Genomic DNA, 18,304 nt, shown 5'->3' on the forward strand with positions numbered 1-18,304 from the left:
CCTTCGCGATGAATCAGGACCTGGAATCGCTCAAGGCGCGCGTGTCGCGTCTGTCGGTGATGATTTTCGACATCGACGGGACGCTCACGGACGGGCGCATCTTCTGGGTGCCCAACTCCGGCTGGACGCAGATGTACAGCGTGCGCGACGGCATGGGCATCAAGCGCCTGCAGGAGGTGGGCATCGAGGTGGCCGCCATCTCCGGGGGCGACAGCCTGTCCGCGCAGATGCGGATGCAGTCGCTGGGCCTCAAGCACGTGCACTTCGGCAGCCAGGACAAGGTCGCGCACTTCGAGAAGCTGCTCGCGCTGCTGAACGTCTCCGCGGACCGGTGTGGCTACATGGGGGACGAGGTGGTGGACCTGCCGCTGCTCAAGGCGGTGGGCTTCTCCTCCGCGCCGCCCGAGGCCCCTGACGAGGTCCGCGCCCAGGTGCACTACGTCGCACAGAAGCCCGCGGGCTTCGGCGCCGCGCGCGAGGTGTGCGAGTTCATCCTGCGGCACCGCTCGTAGCACCTGTCCGTCCCTCGAATTCCTCCAATCCACGCCTGGGTGCGGCGAATCGTCGGCTCCTGAAAAGTCGACGGGGTCGCTTGCCCGCACGGGTTGTCGCGTCATGGGGCCCTCCCTACCTTGGGCTTCGCACATGAGGCCGCTGGCCGGCGCGAGACACGTGGGAGGCGATGTGGGGATGCAGAGGTGGCTCGGGCTGTCGGTGGTGGTGGGCCTCGTGATGACGACGGGGTGCTCGACGCCGTCTGAAGAATCTCGGGAGCGGCTCGCGGTGCTGGAGGCGGAGGCCGAGGAGCTGGACGCGGTGCTGGACAATGTCGAGGAGCGACTGCTCGGCAACCAGGCCATGCTCCAGACGTGGCAGGAACTGGGGCGTCGTCATCAGGAGGTGACGCAGCTGCACTGCCAGACGTCGGAGCCGCACATCCTGGCGCGCATGAAGCACTACGAGAAGATGGAGGAGCGCGGACGCCAGACGCGCCGCCGCAACAGCGTGGCGGCGGTGGACCCGGTGCTCACCTCCGGCAAGTCGTCCAAGTCGCAGCACGGCGCCAACTGACGCGCGCTCACAGGCTCATGCGCTCGCGGAAGCGTTGGGACTGACGGCGTGACATCTCTATCTCCGGGCCTCCGCGAAGGCGCGCCACCAGCGTGCCGCCGGGGCCCGGCTCCAGGGTGTCGACGAAGTCCAGGTTGATGAGGTGCTGTCGACTCGCGCGGAAGAACCGCGCGGGGTCCAGCTTCTCCTCCAGGTAGCTCAACGAGCGCAAGAGCAGCGGCTGATGTCCCGCCAGGTGCAGCCGTGAGTAGTTGCCCTCGGACGTGATGAGCGGGACCTGCGAGAGCTGCACGAGCCAGCAGCGCTCGCCCTCCTTCACGAACACGCGCTCCAGCGGCGCTCCCGGGGCCCGCGTCGGCTCGGACGCGCGCTCCGTCTGTCGGCTGCGCTGCCGGACCCGCTCCAGCGCCTCGGTGAGTCGCTCCGCTTCGATGGGCTTGAGCAGGTAGTCGAGCGCGTTGACGGAGAAGGCGCGCACGGCGTGCGCATCGAACGCGGTGGTGAAGATGACGTCGGGAGGTTCGTCGAGTCGGGCGAGCACGTCGAAGCCGCTGCCTCCCGGCATCTGGATGTCGAGCAGGAGCAGGTCTGGCTCCAGCGACTCCACCTGACGACAGGCGTCGTCCACGTGGGTGGCCTCGCCCACGACTTCGACATCGGGGAACGCGGCGAGCAGTCGGCGCAGCTCCGCGCGGGCCAGGCGTTCGTCGTCGACGATGAGGACTCTCATGAGGGCAGGGGGATGCGGACGCGCGCGGTGGTGAGGGCGGAGCCGGTCTGGTCGAGCTGGAGCGACGCGGTGGTGCCGCACAGCAGCCGCAGCCGCTCGCTCGCGTTGTGGAGTCCCACGCCGCCGGAGTGGGGCGCGGGAGGTGTGCCGACGGGCGCGGGGGTGTTGGCGACCTCGAGGAGGAGTGAGCCCTCGCGCACGTGGGCCTGCACCGTCACCGCGCCGCCCTCGGGCGAGGGGGCGATGCCGTGCTTGATGGCGTTCTCCACCAGCGTCTGCACCAGCATCGCGGGCACGGGTACGGCGAGCGCCTCGGGAGACACGTCCTCGCGCACGCGGAGCCGCTCCTCGAGGCGGATGGCTTCCAGGCTCAGGTAGTCACGCACCACCTGGAGTTCCCGCCCGAGCGGCACCGTCTCCGCGTCCTTCGAGGCGAGTGCGTAGCGCAGCAGCGAGGACAGGTGGGTCACCGCCTGCTGGGCGCGGGCGGGGTCCTCGACGATGAGGGCCCGGACGCTGTTGAGACAGTTGAAGAGGAAGTGCGGCTGGAGCTGGGCCTTGAGGAAGCGCAGCTCCGAGGTCTGCGAGGCGATGTGTTGCTGCAGGCGCTCGTGCTCGGCGGTACGCGCGCGCTCGATGAAGTGGACCGCGAAGTACGTCAGGAGCCACATCATCATGACCACGGACCAGAAGGCGCCGCCGAAGATGATGTTGGTGAGCGAGAAGTCCTCGAACCCCTGGATGCGGAACACGAAGCGGGACAGGACGTGGGCCACCACGGACTGGGTGGCCCCCATCGCCAGACAGACGAGCAGCACGCGCGGCGCGAGGCGGGACAGGGACAGCCGGGCCCACTCCCGGAAGCCGAGCCGGACCCGGGCGACGTGGGTGATGAGCACGCCCGAGAGGCTCATCGCGACGAGCCAGAGCATCCTGCGCGCGAACTGCTCGTCGGGCCGCTGCATCATCACGATGGACAGCACGGACAGCAGGCCATTGATGATGGCGTACAGTCCCCAGCCGCCCACCTGGCAGGCGGCGTAGACCCGGGCGCGTCGGGATGACATGCGTGCTCCTGCCGTCATGAGGACCTCGAGTCCATCACGCTTCAGCGGTGGGACTCCACGCACGTCAGCGGGCGTGCTCGTTCAGGAAGCCGTCGAGCGTGGTGAAGAAGCCCTCGGGGTCATCCCACATGATGAAGTGCCGAGCGGTGTCGTGCATGACGAGACGCGCGGTGGACAGGCCCTGGTACTGGCCGCGATAGAGCGCCTCGATGTTCTCGCGAGGGACGCGGTCCTTGAGCGCGGCCCAGGTGCCGAACACGAAGGTGGGCGCGGTGATGCGAGGCAGCTCCGGGCGCAGGTCGGTGGTGGACATCTCGTACACGGCCTGCGCGACGGTCTCCACGTCGGAGTCGACGCCCCAGCGGACGCCGACCTCTTGCCGGGCCTCATCGGTGGCGTAGATGCGCATCGCCTGTCGTGAGGCCTGGGTGCGCTGCTCCAGCGTCTGCTGGCGCATGAGGGCGAGGCCCTGCTCGGCGAACGGTCGAGCGGTCTCGACGGTGGCGCCCGGGTACATCAGGGCGGGCAGGAAGGGCACGCTGTCCACGATGAAGAGGCCGCCCACCAGGTCGGGCGCCTCGGCGGCCAGCGAGAGTGCCAGCACGCCGCCCAGGCTGTGTCCGACGATGATGGGCTTGTCGAGCTTGTGCTCACGGATGTACGCGATGAGCGCCGTGCGCATGGTGGGGAAGAAGGGCGCGGGGACGGCGGGCTGACCGGCGAACCCGGCGAGCGTGAAGACGTGGCTGTCGTAGCCGCCCTTCAGGTGGGCCACGGTCTCGTCCCACACCGCGCCGGACGAGGCGAGGCCGGGGATGAACAGGACGGGGCGTCCCTTGCCGGAGCGCTTCACCTGGAAGGCGGCCGGGGCGGCGGGGGCGCTGGTGGGCGCGGCGGTGGTGGTGGGGCTGGAGGTGGTGGCGCAGCCGACGAGCAGGCAGAGGGTGCAGAGCGCGGTCAGGAGTGGCGTGGGACGCATGTGGACCTTCCTCGGGTGGAGGACGCCGCGGGAGGCGCGGTGTCGGACGAGGAGGAAGGTACGCCCCGGAATCGCGCACGCTCCGGATACTCCATGAGCGGTCCGTCCCGGGGATGAGTGGCGCGCAGCGGGGACGTGCTACCGCGCGCGGAGCTCCTCACGAATCTCCATGAGGATGCGGCCGAGCATGTTCTTGCCACTGCCGTCTCCGCCGTCGCCCCAGTAGTCATCCTGGTCCGTGTGCTCGATGAGCCGCGCGTCGCCCGTGTCCAGGAGCAGTTGGCTCAGGTCCTCGTGCTGGGTGAACTTGGCGCGCACGGCCTCGCGCATGACGGAGACCTTGATGGACTCCCAGTCCCGACGGAGCTTGCGCTTGCGGTCGCGCCCCATGCGCGCGGCGAGCATGGGCGTGCGCGCCTGACGGAGGGACTCCTGGTCCTCGGGAGCCTCGAACTTGCGAGCCTGGAAGTAGTGCTCGCTGGTGGGCCACGTCCTGCCGCCGAGCTTGATGGGGTAGGGCGCGAAGTTCGAGCACCAGCCATGTGCGTCGGTGACGCTGTAGAAACGGATGACCTCGCTCATGGGTGTCCCAAGCGTGCCAGGACTTCACCCGGTTTGCCTTTGCTCGCCGGTTCCACATGCAAGGCCGTCTCGAATCCGCCCATGTGTCGCTCTTTTGGGTGTGCCAACAGGCGTCATGCCCCGCGTCATGGCGGGTACTTCATGACACGCTCGCTTTCCAGACTTCACCCCCTGTGGAGCCGGGTCGCAAGGGATTCCGCTGGGCAGGCGAGCGGGCACACCGGTCCGTGACGACGTGGTCGAATCCAGGTAGAACCGCCGCCGTGACACGCACCGCGCACACGGTCCTCGCCGCCCTCGGGGCGGGGTTGCTGGGATGCAACGACCTGGAGGTCTGTGGCTCGACGTCCCAGGACGTCACCCGTGATGACGGGAGCGTCTATCGGTGTGTCACCTCCGAGGACTGTCCGCGGACCTCCCGTGTCGATGTGTGCGTCACCGACGTCTCGCCCATCGCCGAGTGCGTGAGCTGCGTGGAGTCGCGCTGCGTCACCATCATCCCGGAGAAGTGCTAGTGCGGACGCTGCGACTGTCGCTCGTGGTGCTGGCCCTGGCGGGTGCCGGGTGTCGCGACAAGCCGGTGGACCACCTGCAGCGCGCTCGCGACGCCACCTTCGAGAAGCGACCGGACGAGGCGCTCGTCGAGTACCGCAAGGCCTTCGACATGTTGCGCCACGACAGCACGCCGGAGGCGCTCGTGCTGCGCGCCCGCTCGCTCAAGGGCGCCGCGGACGTCTACTGGCTGGAGCAGCGCAAGGTGAAGGAGGCCGTGGGCGTCTACCGCGAGCTCATCCAGCAGTGCCCCGAGTCCCCCGAGGCGCTCGAGGCCCGCATCATCCTGGCGGAGCTGTTGCGCGTGCACTACCGCGACCTGCGCGGCGCCATCGACCAGCTCACCGCGGCGCTGCAGCGCAACCCGCCGCAGGGCGCGGAGCTGCACTACCAGGTGGCCAAGCTCTACTTCGAGCTGGGTGACTATCAGCAGTGCGAGCTGGAGACGCGCCGCCTCGTCGAGCGCTTCGCCACCAGCGTCTTCGTGGACGACACGCTGTTCCTCCAGGCCCAGGCCATCGCGATGATGGAGGGCCGTCGGCAGGAGGCCTCGCGCGCCTTCGCGGACCTGCGCACGCGCTTCCCGGACTCGGAGCTGTCCCCGCACGCGCTCTTCGAGATGGGCAAGCTGCGCTCGGACGCCGGCGAGCACGAGAAGGCCATCGAGACGTGGGTGGAGACGCTGAAGACGCATCCCGACCCCACGCTGGTGCAGGACTACATCGCGCGCGCCCGCAAGCGCATCGCCAACACCACCGCCGAGGGTGTGGGCCAGCGCGAGGTGGCGTTCGACCGCGCCCGTCCCGCGCGTTCCTCGCTCGAGGCCGTGGGCGGCAGGCCCGAAGAAGCCGCGCACGAGCACGACTGACCGGCGCCGCTACGCCGGGACGTCCAGCACCGCTTCCAAGAGGGGCGCCGCCACGGACGGGTCATCCGCGTCCGCCACCAGCAGCAGGTGCACGCGTCCACCCTCCACGCGCGCGTCCACGCCCTCCAGCTTCACCTTCGCGTCGACGACGTCCAGGAACAGCGGCGTCCCATCCGGCGCCAGCAGGCCCACCGCGGAGCCCGCCACCGCGCCGTCCGAATAGGTATCCGGCGAGGCCTCCGCCGTCGCCGTGAAGATCATCCGCCCATCGGGCAGGGGCGAGGCGTCCGTGAAGGACAGCCGCACGCCGCCCGTGCGGCCCAGCTCCCAGCGCAGCGTGGTGCGCACCACCTCCGGCCCCAGCGCGCCCACCTCGATGGCGCGCATCGCGCGCTCCCGGTCCAGGTCCACCAGCGCATCCACGCCCGCGTCGCCGTTGCCCCGCTGGAGCAGCCGCAGCCGTCCACCCACCACCGCCGCGCCCTCGATGTTGAGCGAGCCCAGCTCTCGCGAGAGCTGCTGGTACATCGTCGCGCAGTCCACCGTCCGGACCTCGCCCGTGAGCGAGCCATCCGCGCCCAGCGTCACCAGCGCCCCGCGCATGCGCGCCAAGGTGGAGCCCGAGGGCAGCGCCAGCAGGGCCCCATGAGGCGCACCCGCCAGGGGACCCAGCAGACAGAGCGCCTCCAGGTCCGGCTTGGCCGCCTTGCGCGCGGCGGGCTCCTCGGGCAGCTCACCTTCGAACAGTCGCGACAGCCGCCCCGGTGCATCCCCGCGCGCGGGGAACGTCGCCAGGTGCAGCGAGTCATCCGCGACGACGTGCAGCCAGTCTCCGACGCGCACCAGGCCGCTGGCGGCGCTGACATGCGCGGGGAGGCCCGGGGACTCGGGGGCCTCCAGGGTGAGGGTGCGCCGTGGGGTGGTGCGAATCATGGCCGGGCTCCCGTCGCGGCAGGCGCGTTCAGAGCAGCGTACCGCGCAGCAGGAGGCTGGCGACGGTGAAGTAGATGACGACGCCGCTGACGTCCACCAGTGTGGCGACGAAGGGCGCCGAGGCGCTCGCGGGGTCGAAGCCGAAGCGGCGCAGCACCAGGGGCAGCATGGAGCCCGCGAGCGTTCCGAACGTCACCACGCCCAGCACGGACAGCGCCACCGCGCAGCCCAGCAGGAACGCGTGCTCGCCATACGCGCCGGACACCTCCTGCCACACGACGATGCGCGCCAGGCCCACCGCGCCCAGCACGAAGCCCAGCACCAGGCCGGACAGCACCTCGCGCCGCGCCACGCGCCACCAGTCCTTCAGCCGCATCTCGCCCAGGGCGAGCGCGCGGATGATGAGCGTGGAGGCCTGGCTGCCGGAGTTGCCGCCGGAGGAGATGATGAGCGGCACGAAGAGGCTGAGCACCACCGCGCGCTCAATCGCACCCTCGAAGCTGCTCATGGCGGTGGCGGTGAGCATCTGCCCGAGGAAGAGCACCAGCAGCCAGCCGATGCGCTTCTTGAGCATCCCGAAGAAGCCGACCTCGAAGTAGGGGGCCTCGAGGGCCTCCATGCCGCCGACCTTCTGGATGTCCTCGGTGGCCTCTTCCTGGACGACGTCGACGATGTCGTCCACCGTGACGATGCCCTTCATCCGGTTCTGCTCGTCGAGCACGGGCAGCGCCATGAAGCCGTGCTCGGTGAACAGCTGGCTCACCACTTCCTGGTCCGTGTTCTCCGACACCGTGACGACGTCGTGCTGCATGACGTCCGCGACCTTCTTGTCGCTGGCGGCCTGGAAGAGCTGGCGCAAGGACAGCACGCCCTGCAGGCGCTGCTCGGCGTCCAGCGCGTACGCGTAGTAGACGGTCTCCACCTTCTCGCGCGCCTGCTTGCGCAGGTAGCCGATGGCCTCGTCGATGGTCATCTCCGGCCGCACGCGCGCGAAGCGCGGGTTCATCAGACCACCGGCGTCGTCCTCCGCGTACGCGAGCAGGACGTTGACCTCCCGACGGCTGGCGTCGTCCAGCTGCGCGAGGATGGCGTCCGCCTGCCCCGGCTCCACCGCCACCGCCTGCACCAGGTCCGCCAGGTCGTCCGGCGGCAACAGACGCACCCAGGTGCGCCGCTCGCTGGCGGGCAGGTGGGTGATGAGCTCCGCCTGTTCGCGCGCGGACAGGTCGAGGAAGAAGTCGTCCGCCACCGACGTCGGCAGGAGCCGGAAGCCCTCCAGGCGCTCGTCGATGGAGAGCACCGGCCACACCTCATGGAGCTCCTCCACGGAGAGGGAAGCGCTCTGAGGGCTGTCCATCATGGGGCTCGCCTCGGCTGGTGTACGCGCGCGGCCAGTCGCGACGCGCCGGCCTCTCTACACCCGCACGGCGAGCGCGGCGAGAGGCAGGCAACCATCCCCGCGCGCTTTTTCCACGGACGTCACCGGCCCCGAGCGGAAAGCTCGCCCGTGTGGGCTCCAAGGGAGGGCCTCGGGCGAGGCCTCTCAGGGCCAGGCCTGCTCGTAGACGGTGGTGAAACCTCCGAGGGGACGCGAATCGCCACTCCAGTGGAAGCGGGGGGAGGTGTCGCGAGAGCCCTCGGAGAGGGGGAAGTGGGTGGGCAGCAGCTCCAGCCCGAGCACGGGCTGTCCGCTCAGCCGACGGGGCTGGGACAGGCGGGGCTCCCCGGTGGTGGAGTAGAGGGTGGGCACGGTGGGGCCCAGGTGGAGGAACGCCTCGGTGACCCCCAGCGACAGCTCCAGGCCGAGCGCGCCGTCCTGCTCCAGTCGGCCTCTCTCGAGTGTCCATCGGTAGAGCGTCCGCTCGGGGAACAGGGGCTGGGCGGAGCCGAGCAGGGTCCACAGGGCGCCGTCTTCCAGGCCCACGGGGCGGCCTCGCAGCGGCGCGCAGGGCTCGTCCGTCACCGGCAGGAGGCTGCCCTCGACGGAGGGCTCGAAGGGGCAGGCCTGGCTGTCCTGTGCGCCACGGAGCATCGACAGGACGAGGACGCGCCGCGCCGACGCGCGCACGAGCAGCCCCGTCGACTGGTCCCTCCCGAAGCGCCCCGGAGTCGCCGTCCCCCACCAGGGCGTGGACGGTGGCGCGGTGAGCACCCCGGCGTCGGTGAGCACGAAGCGGTGGAGCCGTTCGCTGTCGAGCACCACCAGCTCGTTCTCCGAGGCCAGTCGCGCCTGGAGGGGCCGGGTGCCCAGCGCGTCCGTGAGCAGCGAGTCCGTGAGCTCCAGCTCGGTGCCGGTGTCCACGTAGCGGCGCACGCGCCCGTCTCCCACCACCCAGACGACGTTGCCGGAGACGGAGACGTCGGCGGGGGTGGTGGCGGTGCCCAGGCGCAGCGGGCGGTCCTCGGCGCCGCGCACGGCCACGCCATCACACAGCCACAGGCCTCGCGCGGTGCGGTCCAGCTGACCGCACCTGGGCAGCGGCAGGGTGACGGGCGTGGGGCTTCCACGCCACGCGCCGGCCACATGGACGCCGAGCTGGCGCACGCCGCCCACGGGCGCGAAGGAGAGCAGGACGTGGTGTCGTCCCACGGAGGTGGGAGTGAAGCTCACCGTGGCCTCGCCGCCCATGTCGCCCAGGGAGACCTCCGCGGGGACGCGGTGGTTCTCCGGGTCCAGCACCTCGGCGGTGGCGGTGTCGGGGGCCTGGGCGGGACTGCCGTTGTCGCAGGCCAGCATCAGGGTGGCGACGTCCATCCGCAGCGAGGCGGCGGTGCCCAGGGGGACCACCACCGGGTCGCGGGTGAACAGCCCCGTCGCGGGGCTCACGGTGCACAGGGGCGCCTGGTCGTCCGCCGAGCAACCGACGCTGGCGAGCACCGCGGCCAGGGTGAGGGGGAGGGAGGTCTTCATCCAGCGGCCATCTCACCCGACGTCCGAGCCTCCCCCGGCCAGGGAGCGCTGCGACGCGGGCTTCCACGAACCTCATAGCGCGAACGGGGGACGCGGTCAGCCCTGCTTCCGGGGTGGGTGTCACCTCGTGGATGCCCGGGGCTCTGGCGCGTGACGGGATGGGAATCACTCGCATGTCAGGGATGAAATATCCGCGCGTCTCTTTTCGCTGAAAGGAGCGGTGACCATGACGACGGCGAACCTGACGAGCCCGATGAACCCCGAGATCCTGAACGACACTGTCAGCGGCATCGATGCGCTCGCGCCCGCCGCGCTACGTCCCGCTCCTCTTCCCGCCCTGCTGGGCGATGCCGCCGGCGGTCGACCGCCCGGAACCTGAGACCCCAGGCCCGTCCCCTCAAGGACGTGGCCGAAGGTACCAGGGCCGGGCTCCCCTCGAGGGAACCCGGCCCTTCTCATGTTCCGGGCCTCCCGCCCCCCAGCACACGCAGCCTTGGCCGAGAGGCGAGGCACCTGAGCGCCACTCAGGACCACGCGGGTTCGACTCCCGCAGGCTGCTTCACGAGCACACCGCAGGGACGCATCGCAGCCTTGGCCGAGGGGAAAGGCACCTGAGAGCCACTCAGGACCGCGCGGGTTCGACTCCCGCAGGCTGCTTCACGAGACACATGTGGGGTCGTAGCTCAGCGGGAGAGCGCTCGGTTCGCATCCGAGAGGTCCCGGGTTCAATCCCCGGCGGCTCCATTCCATCACAGTCGTTGTCGTCTGTTTCAAACGCCGCGGTAGCCCAATTGGTAGAGGTGCTGCGCTCAGAACGCAGAGGTTGCGGGTTCGACTCCCGCCCGCGGCATGGTGCTTCACGGGACGTAGCTCAGCTTGGACAAGAGCGCGCGCTTGGGGTGCGCGAGGTCGCTGGTTCGAATCCAGTCGTCCCGACTCGTTGCAGGCAGTGGTGGTTTCCTGGATGTAGCTCAGTCTGGCCAGAGCGCACGGTTCGGATCCGTGAGGTCGCAGGTTCAAATCCTGTCATCCAGATGTGAAGTGTTTCATGCTCCGGGATGCGATTGGATCGCAGCACGGCCGTCTACCGTGTGAACAGGGTTCGATTCCCTGTCGGAGCGCTGGAAGCACCCCTTCAGGGACCGTGGTTCAACGGGAGAATGCTCGGACGGCATCCGAGCGGTCCGGGTTCGATTCCCGGCGGTTCCATTCACCTCAGGCGGAGATGGGGGAGCAGATCTCCACCAGCACGCCGTTGAGGTCCTGCACGTAGGCCACCGACTGTCCCCAGGGCTTCTGCTTGGGTGGTTGGACGGGGCTTGCGCCTGCCTTCACCGAGTGCTCGTAGGCGCCGGCGACATCGGGCGTGACGAGCGCCACCTCCACCGCGGCGGGAGTCTCCTTCGGCCGATGGAAGCGCACGGTGAGTCCGTTGTGTCCGGCCATGTCCTCCGATGCGAAGGCCAGGGCGGTGGTGCCCGTGTCCAGCTCTCCGTACGTGTTGCTCTCGTGGAGGAAGCGCCGCTTCAGGCCGAAGGCCTTCTCGTAGAACGCGAGGGTGGCGGGGACGTCCGGGACGTAGAGGATGACATAGCCGAGCTTCATGAGAGGGCTCCGAGGTGGGAGTGAGGACGCCGATGGAGGCGGTCTCTCATGGGCCCGCTGGGGTGTCTTGAAGAAATCGGACGCGGCTCATTCCAGCAGGCCGGTGGGAGACACTCCCGCCAGCTCTCGGACCTCCCGGGTGAAGTGGGCCTGGTCCGAGTAGCCGCAGTCGAGCGCCACGGTGCTCAGCGCGGAGTTCCCCGCGCGAAGCTGCCCCAGTGCTCGCTGGAAGCGCAGCACCCGGGCGAGCAGCTTGGGCGCGGTGCCTGCTTCCTCGAGGATGTCGCGATGCAGGGTCCGCTCGCTGATGCCCAGTTCGCGCGCCAGCGTGGACATGCGCACCTGTCCCGAGGACGACTGGATGCACTGGAGCGCATGGGCGGTCCGGGCCTTCGGCAGGTGTCGCGGCGAGGCATTGCGGCGCAGGAGCTCTTGTTGGAGCAGGGCCTGGGCGTGCTCGAGGGAGCGGCAGGCGGACAGGCGTTGCTGGAGGGCAACGAGGGCTGGCGCGCAGTCCTTCACGGGGACGTTGAGGTTGCACAGCTCGCGAGGGCTCACGCCGAGCAGCGCGAGCGCCCATCCGGGCTTGAGCCGGATTCCGAGGCTCACCGAGCCGGGGGCCTCCTTCACGAGCGCGAAGGACTCCATGGGGCCGACCACCGTCACGCGGGGTTCGTCGCCACGTCCCAGGGTGCGCATGTCCGAGAAGCGCACGATGAGGTCCGTGCAGCCGTCGGGGAGGATGCGGTGGAGGCCTGGCGCGGCGGTGGAGGGCGTGACGTAGCGCCAGAGCGCGTCCACCCGGTCGGCCATGAAGGCCGGCGGCGCCAGCTCCGTGTATCCACCCTCGAGCATCCCTCGGTCTCCTCCTGGGGAGAGGATAGTACCGGGCGGCTCATTCCGCGCGGGCTTCGAGCCGGGCGAGGGGGATGGCGCCAGAGGGCTCGCGGGCCGCTGTGCACGGTGTGCTCGCATTGAAGACACATGTCTTTGTCAGGGCGAGAAGTCGAGCGCGTCTGTCGTTGGCGAAAGGAGCGGTGAATCTGCCGATGGTGAATCCGATGAGCCCGATGAATCTCAAGCGCAAGAACGACACTGTCCGCGGCATCGCCGTGCTGTTCGCGAACACCGAGCAGGACACCGTCTCCGAGGACGAGCTGTGGGAGGGAATCGCTTCCTTCCGTAGCGCTCCACCCGGCCGTTGAGCTTCCTGGCCACGTCTCGATGACGTGGCCGGGCGGTTTCAGAGGCCGGGCTCCCAGAGGGGACCCGGCCTCTTCTCGTTTCCGGGTTCCCTCTCTCGCAGTACCTGCCGCCCCGTTCGTCTATCGGCGCAGGACACCGCACTCTCGATGCGGGAAGACGGGTTCGACTCCCGTACGGGGCACTCTTCGCGACATCTTCAGGTCCTGTAGCTCAGCGGATTCAGAGCGCTCGGGTGCGAACCGAGAGGCCGCAGGTTCGATTCCTGCCAGGACCACTGTTTCATCTGTTTCATGCACGCCGAGCCAGCGGGCGACGGCATCGGTTCGACATACCGACTTGGCCGGGTTCGACTCCCGGGGCGTGCACTCCCGAAACCTCACGCGGTCGCGGACGGTCGCTCCGGCAGCCGCTCCAGCGCGGGCAGCGCATCGGGCCGGTCCCACAACACGAAGTGGCTGCACCCGTCGAGCGTCACCACCTCGAGCTCCGGACGGCCCTTCTGCGCGCTCTCCAGCATCGACCTGGACTCCAGCACCCGGTCCTTCCCCGGGACGAGCACGGTGCCGCGCCGCACGTTGCGGAACAGCGACTCGTCGCGCTCCTCGAACCAGCGAGCCAGGTCCACCAGGTTGGTCAGCATGGTCGACACCCGCTTCGGATTGAACGGGAACGCCATGATGAGCTCGCGCTTGCGCGCATCCTCCAGCGGCCCCCACGCCCCCCGGTTGTGCCGGGAGATGGGCGCCAGGCGCCACAGCGGGATGAAGAACGGCAGCAGCCACAGCTGCGCCCGCGTCAGGCGCGTGTACGCACGAGCACGCGGAAGCACGGGCGCCTCCAGCACCACCTCTACCTTCTCGAACAGGTCCGGCCGCAGCTTCGCCGCCTCCAGCACCACCGCGCCTCCGCGCGAATGCCCATGGACGCGCACCTGGTCCGTCCTCGGCAGATGCTCCAGCGCCTGCACCAGCACGGCGGCGTCGTGGGCAATCGTGCCCTCCGGAGCGCTCGGCACCTTCGCCCAGGGCGCTGGCACCTCGCGAGGACCTGTAATCGGCAGGTGGTAGTCGCAGCTCGTCACCAGGATGAGCTGGAGCCCCGGGTCCTCGTAGTGGCGCGTGAAGTAGCGCATGTCCGCCACGAAGCCGTGCATGCACAGCACCGTGGCACGCGGGTTCTCACAGCGCCGCTCCGCGATGACCGCCTTGCCCACCCGGTGGATGTGCCCGTCGAAGGCCTCGCTCGGACAGGGCGTGCACTCGCGGACGAGCAGCCACTGCCGCAGGGCGAGCACGAGAACGACGATGCCGACGAGGACTGCGATGGCCACGGACATGCAGACTCCCAGGGGGCCAGGCCTCGAACGGACGGCTCAGGTCGCCTCGCGCATCATATTTCGCGCGATGACCAGCTGCTGAATCTGGCTGGTGCCCTCATACAGGCGGAAAAGGCGCACGTCGCGGTAGAAGCGCTCGATGCCGTAGTCCGCGATGTACCCCGCCCCTCCGAAAATCTGCACCGCGCGGTCCGCGACGCGCCCCACCATCTCGCTCGCGAACAGCTTGCAGCAGGACGCCTCGGTGCTGATGTTCTGGCCCGCGTCCCTGCGCCGGGCCGCGTCCAGCACCATGCAGCGCGCCGCGTAGGCCTCCATGCGGCTGTCCGCCAGCATGGCCTGGATGAGCTGGAACTCCGCGATGGGCTTGCCGAACTGCTCGCGCTCCATGGCGTAGCGCAGGCTCTCCCGGATGAGCCGCTCGGCCACACCCACGCACACCGCCGCGATGTGGAGCCGGCCCCGGTCCAGCACCTTCATCGCCGTCTTGAAGCCCTGTCCCTCCACGCCGCCCAACAGCTGCGTCGCGGGGACACGACAGTCCTCGAAGAGCACGTCCGCGGTGTGCGTCCCCTTCTGTCCCATCTTCCGGTCCGACGGACCGATGATGAGCCCCGGGGTGCCCGCCTCGACGAGGAACGCGGAGATGCCCGCGGCCCCCTTCTCGTCCGGGTTGGTGCGCGCCATCACCGTGAACAGACCCGCCTCGGGCGCATTGGTGATGAAGCGCTTGGTGCCGTTGAGCACGTACACGTCGCCCTCGCGCCGGGCCGTGGTCCTCAACGAGGAAGCATCCGAACCCGCGTTGGGCTCCGTCAGCGCGAACGCACCGACAATCTCTCCCGAGGCCAGTCGAGGAAGGTACTTGCGCCGCTGTTCCTCCGTGCCATCCAGGATGATTCCCTGCGAGCCGATGCCGTTGTTGGTGCCGATGAGCGAGCGGAAGGCGGGCGACGTCTGTCCGAGCACGAAGGCCACCTGCACCTCCTGGCTCATGTTCAGCCCGACGCCGCCGAACTCCACGGGTGTGGACAGGCCGAACAGGCCAAGGGCGCGCATCTCCTCGATGATGTCCCGGGGGATGGCATCCTCGTCCGCCACGCGGTGCTCGTTGGGAATCAGGCGCTCCTTCACGAAGCGCTCCAGCATGGAGAGCAGCTGCTCCAGGGTCTCGTCCTCGCGGGCGGTGAGCATGGTGGTCCTTGTCAGCGGTGCTGCAGTGCCGCCTCGACGTTGCGCACCAGGTTCACCAGCCGGGGACCGATGTCCAACAGCAGTCGCTGACGCGGCAACAGGAACGACGGCCCGCCACAGTTGAAGGCCAACAGCCCGCTGCCATCCGGCGCGATGAACGGCACGCCCACCGCGTTGACGTCCCGGTCCCAGTCTCCGACGGAGAGCGTGAAGCCGTGCGTGCGGTACTCCTCCAGCGCCTGCTCGATGCTCGCCTGGAGGCGCGGCCACTTCTCCGGCTCGCGCTTGGCCATGTGTCCCATCAGGTAGCGACGCTCGCCCTCGGGGAGCGCGGCGAGCAGCGCCCGTCCCATCGCCGTGGTGGCGAGCGGCAGCCTGGAGCCGATGTCCAGCCGCAGCGTCACCGCCGCGGTGGAGCGACAGTGCTCCACGTACACCACGTTGAGCCGGTCCCGACTGCCCAGCGACACCGGGACGTTCGCGTAGTCCGCCAGGTCCTGCATCAGCGGCCGGGCCACGTCGCGCACGCCCATGTTGGAGAGCGCCGCGAAGCCGAGCGCGAGCACCCGCGTGCCGAGCTGATACTTGCCCAGCCGCTCCGAGTACGTGAGGTAGCCCAGCCGCGTCAGCGTATGGGTCAGCCGCGAGATGGTGGGCTTGGGCAGCCCCGTGCTCGCCGCGAGCTCCTGGTTGCCGAGCATGGGGCGCTGCGGGGTGAAGGCCCGCAGAATCTCCAACCCACGCGCGAGCGCCGTCACGAATTGACGGTCCTTCACTTCCTCTTCGCTCACCTGCTCCAGCGACTCCACGAACGGGGCACCGGCGTCACTGGGCGGAGATGAGGGGGCTGCGAAGCGTCTCATGACAGTCCTGACAAGAGCGGGATTGCCATCACGATAAACAGACAGTACAAATGGGTCAAGGTCTGCGAAATTCAGTTTCGCATAGCGAAACAAGGAATATCCAACCATGTCCCACGTGCTCGTCGAGAGGCCCGAGGAAGGCATCGCCTTGGTGCGACTGCATCGTCCCGAGGTCCGCAATGCATTGGGATTGGAGCTGCGCCAGGAATTGTCCGTGGCCTTCCGGGAGCTGGGCGCGGACGCGGCGGTGCGTTGCATCGTGCTGACGGGCGGACCGGAGTTCTTCGCGGCGGGTGCGGACCTGCGGGCCCTGGTGGACGCGACGCCGGTGGACCTGCTGCTGCGGGACACCCAGTGGCTCTGGCAGTCCCTGGCGGAGTGCCCCGCGCCGGTCATCGCCGCGGTGAATGGCTTCGCGCTCGGAGGTGGCTGCGAGCTGGCGATGCACGCGGACATGATTGTCGCGGGAGAGAGCGCCAGCTTCGGTCAGCCGGAGATTCGGGTGGGCATCATGCCGGGGGCGGGAGGCACGCAAAGGCTGACGCGCGCGGTGGGGAAGTTCAAGGCGATGAAGCTGCTGCTCACCGGCGAGCCGATGACGGCGCGGGAGGCGGAGGCCATGGGCCTGGTCACCGAGGTGGTCCCCGACGCGGAGGTGTTGGAGCGGGCGCTCACGCTCGCGCGGAAGGTGGCGAACATGCCGCCCCTGGCCGTGCGACAAATCAAGGAGGTGGTCCTCGCGGGACAGGACGCGTCCCTCGCGGAGGCGCTGCTCCTGGAGCGCAAGGCCTTCCAGCTCCTCTTCGCCACGCGCGACCAGAAGGAGGGCATGCGGGCCTTCCTGGACAAGCGCAAGCCCGCCTTCGAGGGACGCTGACATGGTCGACGTCCAAGCACCCTCGCTCACGTTGGGACTGGTCGGAACGGGCGTCATGGGTCGAGGCATCGCCCAGCTCGCCGCGCAGGCGGGAATCACCGTCCGCCTGTTCGATGCGCGTCCCCAGGCCGCGGAGGAGGCCCGCGCGTCTGTCGCGTCGACGCTCGAGATGCTGGTGACGAAGGGTCGCCTGTCGCCCGAGGAGGCGCGCGCGGCGACGGCTCGGCTCGAGCCTGTTCCCTACGAAGCGTCGCTCGCGGGCTGTGACGTGGTGGTGGAGGCCATCGTCGAGGACCTCGGTGTGAAGCAGGCGCTGTTCACCCGCCTGGAGGGCATCGTCGGGCCGGAGTGCCTGCTGGCCACGAACACCTCGTCGCTCTCGGTGACGGCCATCGCCTCGGTGTGCGAGCGACCAGGCCGCGTCGGCGGCTTCCACTTCTTCAACCCGGTGCCGTTGATGAAGGTGGTGGAGGTCATCGAGGGCGCGCGAACGGAGCCCTGGGTGGGCGAGGCGCTCGTGCTGCTCGCGAGGCGACTGGGTCACCGGCCGGTGCGCGCGGCGGACACCCCGGGCTTCATCGTGAACCACGCGGGGCGCGGCTTCGGCACGGAGGCGCTGCGCATCCTCCAGGAGGGCGTGGCCTCGTTCGAGGTGATTGACCGCGTGCTGCGGGACGCGGCGGGCTTCCGGATGGGGCCGTTCGAGCTGCTGGACCTCACGGGGCTTGATGTCTCGCACCCGGTGATGGAGTCCGTGTACGAGCAGTTCTACCAGGAGCCGCGCTTCCGTCCGTCGTACGTGCTGCGTCAGCGGCTCACGGCGGGACTGCTCGGGCGCAAGAGCGGGCAGGGCTTCTACTCCCACGAGGGAGGACGGCCTCACTCCGTGCCGGAGCCCGCGCTTCCGAAGGGAGAGCAGCGGCCGGTGTGGGTGGCCGCCGATGAGCCCGGCTGGCGCGAGGCGCTGCTGGCCGTGGTGCGCGCGGCGGGTTGGTTCCCAGATGATGGAGAGCATCCCGCGCCGGAGTCGCTGTGCCTGCTCGCGCCGCTGGGGCGGGACGCCACGACCACGGCACTGGCGCTGGAGCTGGACCCCGAGCGCACGGTGGCGGTGGACCTGTTGTTCGGTCCGGAGCGTCGGCGCACGGTGATGACGACGCCGGTGACGCGGCCCGCGTTCCTGGACTCGGCGCTCGCGCTGCTCGGGGCGGATGGAACGCTGGTGGCGCGCATCCACGACAGCACGGGCTTCGTCGCGCAGCGGGTGCTCGCCACCGTGGTGAACATCGCGTGCGACATCGCGCAGCAGCGCATCGCGAGCCCGGAGGACATCGATGCCGCGGTGACGCTCGGGCTGGGTTATCCGCTCGGACCGCTGGCCTGGGGTGACGCGCTCGGTCCGCGACGCGTGTTGAAGGTGCTGGACGCCATCCACGCCGCCTCCGGAGACCCGCGCTATCGCGCGAGCCCATGGTTGTCCCGCCGAGCCCGGCTCGGTGTCTCCCTCCTCACGCCGGAGAGGTGATTCGC

20 protein-coding genes and 9 tRNA genes are annotated in these 18,304 nt (G+C 69.6%); 17 read left to right on the forward strand and 12 right to left on the reverse strand.

Features of this window, described 5'->3' with window-relative positions; genetic code table 11:
- The first annotated feature begins 8 nt into the window (after positions 1-8).
- On the forward strand, positions 9-512 hold the full coding sequence (locus tag AC6JA9_RS02185) for a KdsC family phosphatase (protein WP_141324151.1): 504 nt from the start codon (positions 9-11) through the stop codon (positions 510-512).
- A 178-nt stretch (positions 513-690) separates the two neighbouring features.
- Positions 691-1,071, forward strand: a complete 381-nt coding sequence (locus tag AC6JA9_RS02190) for a lipoprotein (protein WP_046710570.1) — start codon at positions 691-693, stop codon at positions 1,069-1,071.
- A gap of 7 nt (positions 1,072-1,078) precedes the next feature.
- Here AC6JA9_RS02190 and AC6JA9_RS02195 read toward each other — a convergent pair whose 3' ends face one another.
- From AC6JA9_RS02195 to ybiA, 4 genes are all read right to left on the reverse strand, one after another.
- Complete coding sequence (locus AC6JA9_RS02195; protein WP_223751418.1) at positions 1,079-1,801, reverse strand: LytR/AlgR family response regulator transcription factor; 723 nt, start codon at positions 1,799-1,801, stop codon at positions 1,079-1,081.
- The gene (locus AC6JA9_RS02200) at positions 1,798-2,868 is read right to left on the reverse strand and encodes a sensor histidine kinase (RefSeq protein WP_497959015.1); all 1,071 of its coding nucleotides are present in this window, start codon (positions 2,866-2,868) and stop codon (positions 1,798-1,800) included. The genes AC6JA9_RS02195 and AC6JA9_RS02200 overlap by 4 nt, the downstream gene beginning before the upstream one ends.
- 64 nt (positions 2,869-2,932) lie before the next feature.
- On the reverse strand, positions 2,933-3,847 hold the full coding sequence (locus AC6JA9_RS02205) for an alpha/beta fold hydrolase (protein WP_497959016.1): 915 nt from the start codon (positions 3,845-3,847) through the stop codon (positions 2,933-2,935).
- A gap of 138 nt (positions 3,848-3,985) precedes the next feature.
- Positions 3,986-4,429 carry a riboflavin biosynthesis intermediates N-glycosidase gene (gene ybiA, locus AC6JA9_RS02210; RefSeq protein ID WP_497959017.1) on the reverse strand — a complete coding sequence of 148 codons (444 nt, stop codon included), beginning with the start codon at positions 4,427-4,429 and terminating at the stop codon, positions 3,986-3,988.
- A 263-nt stretch (positions 4,430-4,692) separates the two neighbouring features.
- On the opposite strand from ybiA, the gene AC6JA9_RS02215 reads away from it, so the two are divergent.
- Complete coding sequence (locus AC6JA9_RS02215; RefSeq protein WP_141331850.1) at positions 4,693-4,944, forward strand: hypothetical protein; 252 nt, start codon at positions 4,693-4,695, stop codon at positions 4,942-4,944.
- Positions 4,944-5,849, forward strand: a complete 906-nt coding sequence (locus AC6JA9_RS02220) for a tetratricopeptide repeat protein (RefSeq protein ID WP_223751414.1) — start codon at positions 4,944-4,946, stop codon at positions 5,847-5,849. The genes AC6JA9_RS02215 and AC6JA9_RS02220 overlap by 1 nt, the downstream gene beginning before the upstream one ends.
- A gap of 9 nt (positions 5,850-5,858) precedes the next feature.
- On the opposite strand, the gene AC6JA9_RS02225 is transcribed toward AC6JA9_RS02220, so the two are convergent.
- The 3 genes from AC6JA9_RS02225 to AC6JA9_RS02235 form a co-directional block, all read right to left on the reverse strand.
- Entirely contained in the window at positions 5,859-6,782 is a 924-nt protein-coding gene (locus tag AC6JA9_RS02225; RefSeq protein WP_223751413.1) for a DUF6929 family protein, read from the reverse strand.
- 28 nt (positions 6,783-6,810) lie between these two features.
- Positions 6,811-8,142, reverse strand: a complete 1,332-nt coding sequence (gene mgtE, locus AC6JA9_RS02230) for a magnesium transporter (RefSeq protein WP_223751412.1) — start codon at positions 8,140-8,142, stop codon at positions 6,811-6,813.
- Positions 8,143-8,325: 183 nt separating this feature from the next.
- Positions 8,326-9,693 (reverse strand): hypothetical protein, encoded by a 1,368-nt coding sequence (locus AC6JA9_RS02235; protein ID WP_497959018.1) that lies wholly within the window; start codon positions 9,691-9,693, stop codon positions 8,326-8,328.
- A 226-nt stretch (positions 9,694-9,919) separates the two neighbouring features.
- On the opposite strand from AC6JA9_RS02235, the gene AC6JA9_RS02240 reads away from it, so the two are divergent.
- From AC6JA9_RS02240 to AC6JA9_RS02275, 8 genes are all read left to right on the forward strand, one after another.
- Positions 9,920-10,072, forward strand: a complete 153-nt coding sequence (locus tag AC6JA9_RS02240) for a hypothetical protein (RefSeq protein WP_170300441.1) — start codon at positions 9,920-9,922, stop codon at positions 10,070-10,072.
- Between the two features lie 108 nt (positions 10,073-10,180).
- Positions 10,181-10,252 (forward strand) — tRNA-Gly (locus AC6JA9_RS02245).
- Positions 10,253-10,278: 26 nt separating this feature from the next.
- Positions 10,279-10,350: transfer RNA gene (locus tag AC6JA9_RS02250), tRNA-Gly, on the forward strand.
- A 15-nt stretch (positions 10,351-10,365) separates the two neighbouring features.
- Positions 10,366-10,437: transfer RNA gene (locus AC6JA9_RS02255), tRNA-Ala, on the forward strand.
- Between the two features lie 32 nt (positions 10,438-10,469).
- Positions 10,470-10,543: transfer RNA gene (locus AC6JA9_RS02260), tRNA-Leu, on the forward strand.
- 10 nt (positions 10,544-10,553) lie between these two features.
- Positions 10,554-10,629 (forward strand) — tRNA-Pro (locus AC6JA9_RS02265).
- Positions 10,630-10,653: 24 nt separating this feature from the next.
- A tRNA-Pro gene (locus AC6JA9_RS02270) sits at positions 10,654-10,728 on the forward strand.
- A gap of 103 nt (positions 10,729-10,831) precedes the next feature.
- Positions 10,832-10,902: transfer RNA gene (locus tag AC6JA9_RS02275), tRNA-Ala, on the forward strand.
- Positions 10,903-10,908: 6 nt separating this feature from the next.
- Here AC6JA9_RS02275 and AC6JA9_RS02280 read toward each other — a convergent pair.
- Together AC6JA9_RS02280 and AC6JA9_RS02285 are read right to left on the reverse strand one after the other, a co-directional pair.
- Entirely contained in the window at positions 10,909-11,298 is a 390-nt protein-coding gene (locus AC6JA9_RS02280) for a VOC family protein (RefSeq protein WP_267698395.1), read from the reverse strand.
- 87 nt (positions 11,299-11,385) lie between these two features.
- Entirely contained in the window at positions 11,386-12,153 is a 768-nt protein-coding gene (locus AC6JA9_RS02285; protein WP_497959019.1) for a helix-turn-helix domain-containing protein, read from the reverse strand.
- A 182-nt stretch (positions 12,154-12,335) separates the two neighbouring features.
- On the opposite strand from AC6JA9_RS02285, the gene AC6JA9_RS02290 reads away from it, so the two are divergent.
- The 3 genes from AC6JA9_RS02290 (at position 12,336) to AC6JA9_RS02300 (ending at position 12,778) form a co-directional block, all read left to right on the forward strand.
- Entirely contained in the window at positions 12,336-12,503 is a 168-nt protein-coding gene (locus tag AC6JA9_RS02290) for a hypothetical protein (protein ID WP_408888359.1), read from the forward strand.
- Positions 12,504-12,612: 109 nt separating this feature from the next.
- Positions 12,613-12,685, forward strand: a tRNA-Glu gene (locus tag AC6JA9_RS02295).
- 18 nt (positions 12,686-12,703) lie between these two features.
- Positions 12,704-12,778: transfer RNA gene (locus AC6JA9_RS02300), tRNA-Arg, on the forward strand.
- Positions 12,779-12,880: 102 nt separating this feature from the next.
- Here AC6JA9_RS02300 and AC6JA9_RS02305 read toward each other — a convergent pair.
- From AC6JA9_RS02305 to AC6JA9_RS02315, 3 genes are read right to left on the reverse strand one after another with little or no spacing between them, the layout of a single operon-like run.
- Positions 12,881-13,840, reverse strand: coding sequence for an alpha/beta fold hydrolase (locus AC6JA9_RS02305; protein WP_223749716.1), 960 nt, complete (start codon positions 13,838-13,840; stop codon positions 12,881-12,883).
- A 36-nt stretch (positions 13,841-13,876) separates the two neighbouring features.
- Positions 13,877-15,034, reverse strand: coding sequence for an acyl-CoA dehydrogenase family protein (locus tag AC6JA9_RS02310; protein ID WP_223749717.1), 1,158 nt, complete (start codon positions 15,032-15,034; stop codon positions 13,877-13,879).
- A gap of 11 nt (positions 15,035-15,045) precedes the next feature.
- A complete protein-coding gene (locus AC6JA9_RS02315) occupies positions 15,046-15,897 on the reverse strand; it encodes an IclR family transcriptional regulator (RefSeq protein ID WP_141331840.1) in 852 nt (283 codons plus the stop codon).
- A 106-nt stretch (positions 15,898-16,003) separates the two neighbouring features.
- Here AC6JA9_RS02315 and AC6JA9_RS02320 point away from each other — a divergent pair, with 106 nt between their 5' ends.
- Entirely contained in the window at positions 16,004-16,774 is a 771-nt protein-coding gene (locus tag AC6JA9_RS02320; protein WP_223749718.1) for an enoyl-CoA hydratase, read from the forward strand.
- 1 nt (position 16,775) lies between these two features.
- Complete coding sequence (locus tag AC6JA9_RS02325) at positions 16,776-18,299, forward strand: 3-hydroxyacyl-CoA dehydrogenase (RefSeq protein ID WP_223749719.1); 1,524 nt, start codon at positions 16,776-16,778, stop codon at positions 18,297-18,299.
- The last annotated feature ends 5 nt before the right edge of the window (positions 18,300-18,304 follow it).

It is taken from the genome of Myxococcus sp. MH1 (assembly GCF_059738865.1).

What these genes read in the sequence shown, in the direction of transcription:
- AC6JA9_RS02185 (WP_141324151.1), top strand. Translation starts at nt 9, where the DNA reads ATGAATCAGGACCTGGAATCGCTCAAGGCGCGCGTGTCGCGTCTGTCG.
- AC6JA9_RS02190 (WP_046710570.1), top strand. Translation starts at nt 691, where the DNA reads ATGCAGAGGTGGCTCGGGCTGTCGGTGGTGGTGGGCCTCGTGATGACG.
- AC6JA9_RS02195 (WP_223751418.1), bottom strand. Translation starts at nt 1,801, where the DNA reads ATGAGAGTCCTCATCGTCGACGACGAACGCCTGGCCCGCGCGGAGCTG.
- AC6JA9_RS02200 (WP_497959015.1), bottom strand. Translation starts at nt 2,868, where the DNA reads ATGTCATCCCGACGCGCCCGGGTCTACGCCGCCTGCCAGGTGGGCGGC.
- AC6JA9_RS02205 (WP_497959016.1), bottom strand. Translation starts at nt 3,847, where the DNA reads ATGCGTCCCACGCCACTCCTGACCGCGCTCTGCACCCTCTGCCTGCTC.
- ybiA (WP_497959017.1), bottom strand. Translation starts at nt 4,429, where the DNA reads ATGAGCGAGGTCATCCGTTTCTACAGCGTCACCGACGCACATGGCTGG.
- AC6JA9_RS02225 (WP_223751413.1), bottom strand. Translation starts at nt 6,782, where the DNA reads ATGATTCGCACCACCCCACGGCGCACCCTCACCCTGGAGGCCCCCGAG.
- mgtE (WP_223751412.1), bottom strand. Translation starts at nt 8,142, where the DNA reads ATGATGGACAGCCCTCAGAGCGCTTCCCTCTCCGTGGAGGAGCTCCAT.
- AC6JA9_RS02235 (WP_497959018.1), bottom strand. Translation starts at nt 9,693, where the DNA reads ATGAAGACCTCCCTCCCCCTCACCCTGGCCGCGGTGCTCGCCAGCGTC.
- AC6JA9_RS02240 (WP_170300441.1), top strand. Translation starts at nt 9,920, where the DNA reads ATGACGACGGCGAACCTGACGAGCCCGATGAACCCCGAGATCCTGAAC.
- AC6JA9_RS02280 (WP_267698395.1), bottom strand. Translation starts at nt 11,298, where the DNA reads ATGAAGCTCGGCTATGTCATCCTCTACGTCCCGGACGTCCCCGCCACC.
- AC6JA9_RS02285 (WP_497959019.1), bottom strand. Translation starts at nt 12,153, where the DNA reads ATGCTCGAGGGTGGATACACGGAGCTGGCGCCGCCGGCCTTCATGGCC.
- AC6JA9_RS02305 (WP_223749716.1), bottom strand. Translation starts at nt 13,840, where the DNA reads ATGTCCGTGGCCATCGCAGTCCTCGTCGGCATCGTCGTTCTCGTGCTC.
- AC6JA9_RS02310 (WP_223749717.1), bottom strand. Translation starts at nt 15,034, where the DNA reads ATGCTCACCGCCCGCGAGGACGAGACCCTGGAGCAGCTGCTCTCCATG.
- AC6JA9_RS02315 (WP_141331840.1), bottom strand. Translation starts at nt 15,897, where the DNA reads ATGAGACGCTTCGCAGCCCCCTCATCTCCGCCCAGTGACGCCGGTGCC.
- AC6JA9_RS02320 (WP_223749718.1), top strand. Translation starts at nt 16,004, where the DNA reads ATGTCCCACGTGCTCGTCGAGAGGCCCGAGGAAGGCATCGCCTTGGTG.
- AC6JA9_RS02325 (WP_223749719.1), top strand. Translation starts at nt 16,776, where the DNA reads ATGGTCGACGTCCAAGCACCCTCGCTCACGTTGGGACTGGTCGGAACG.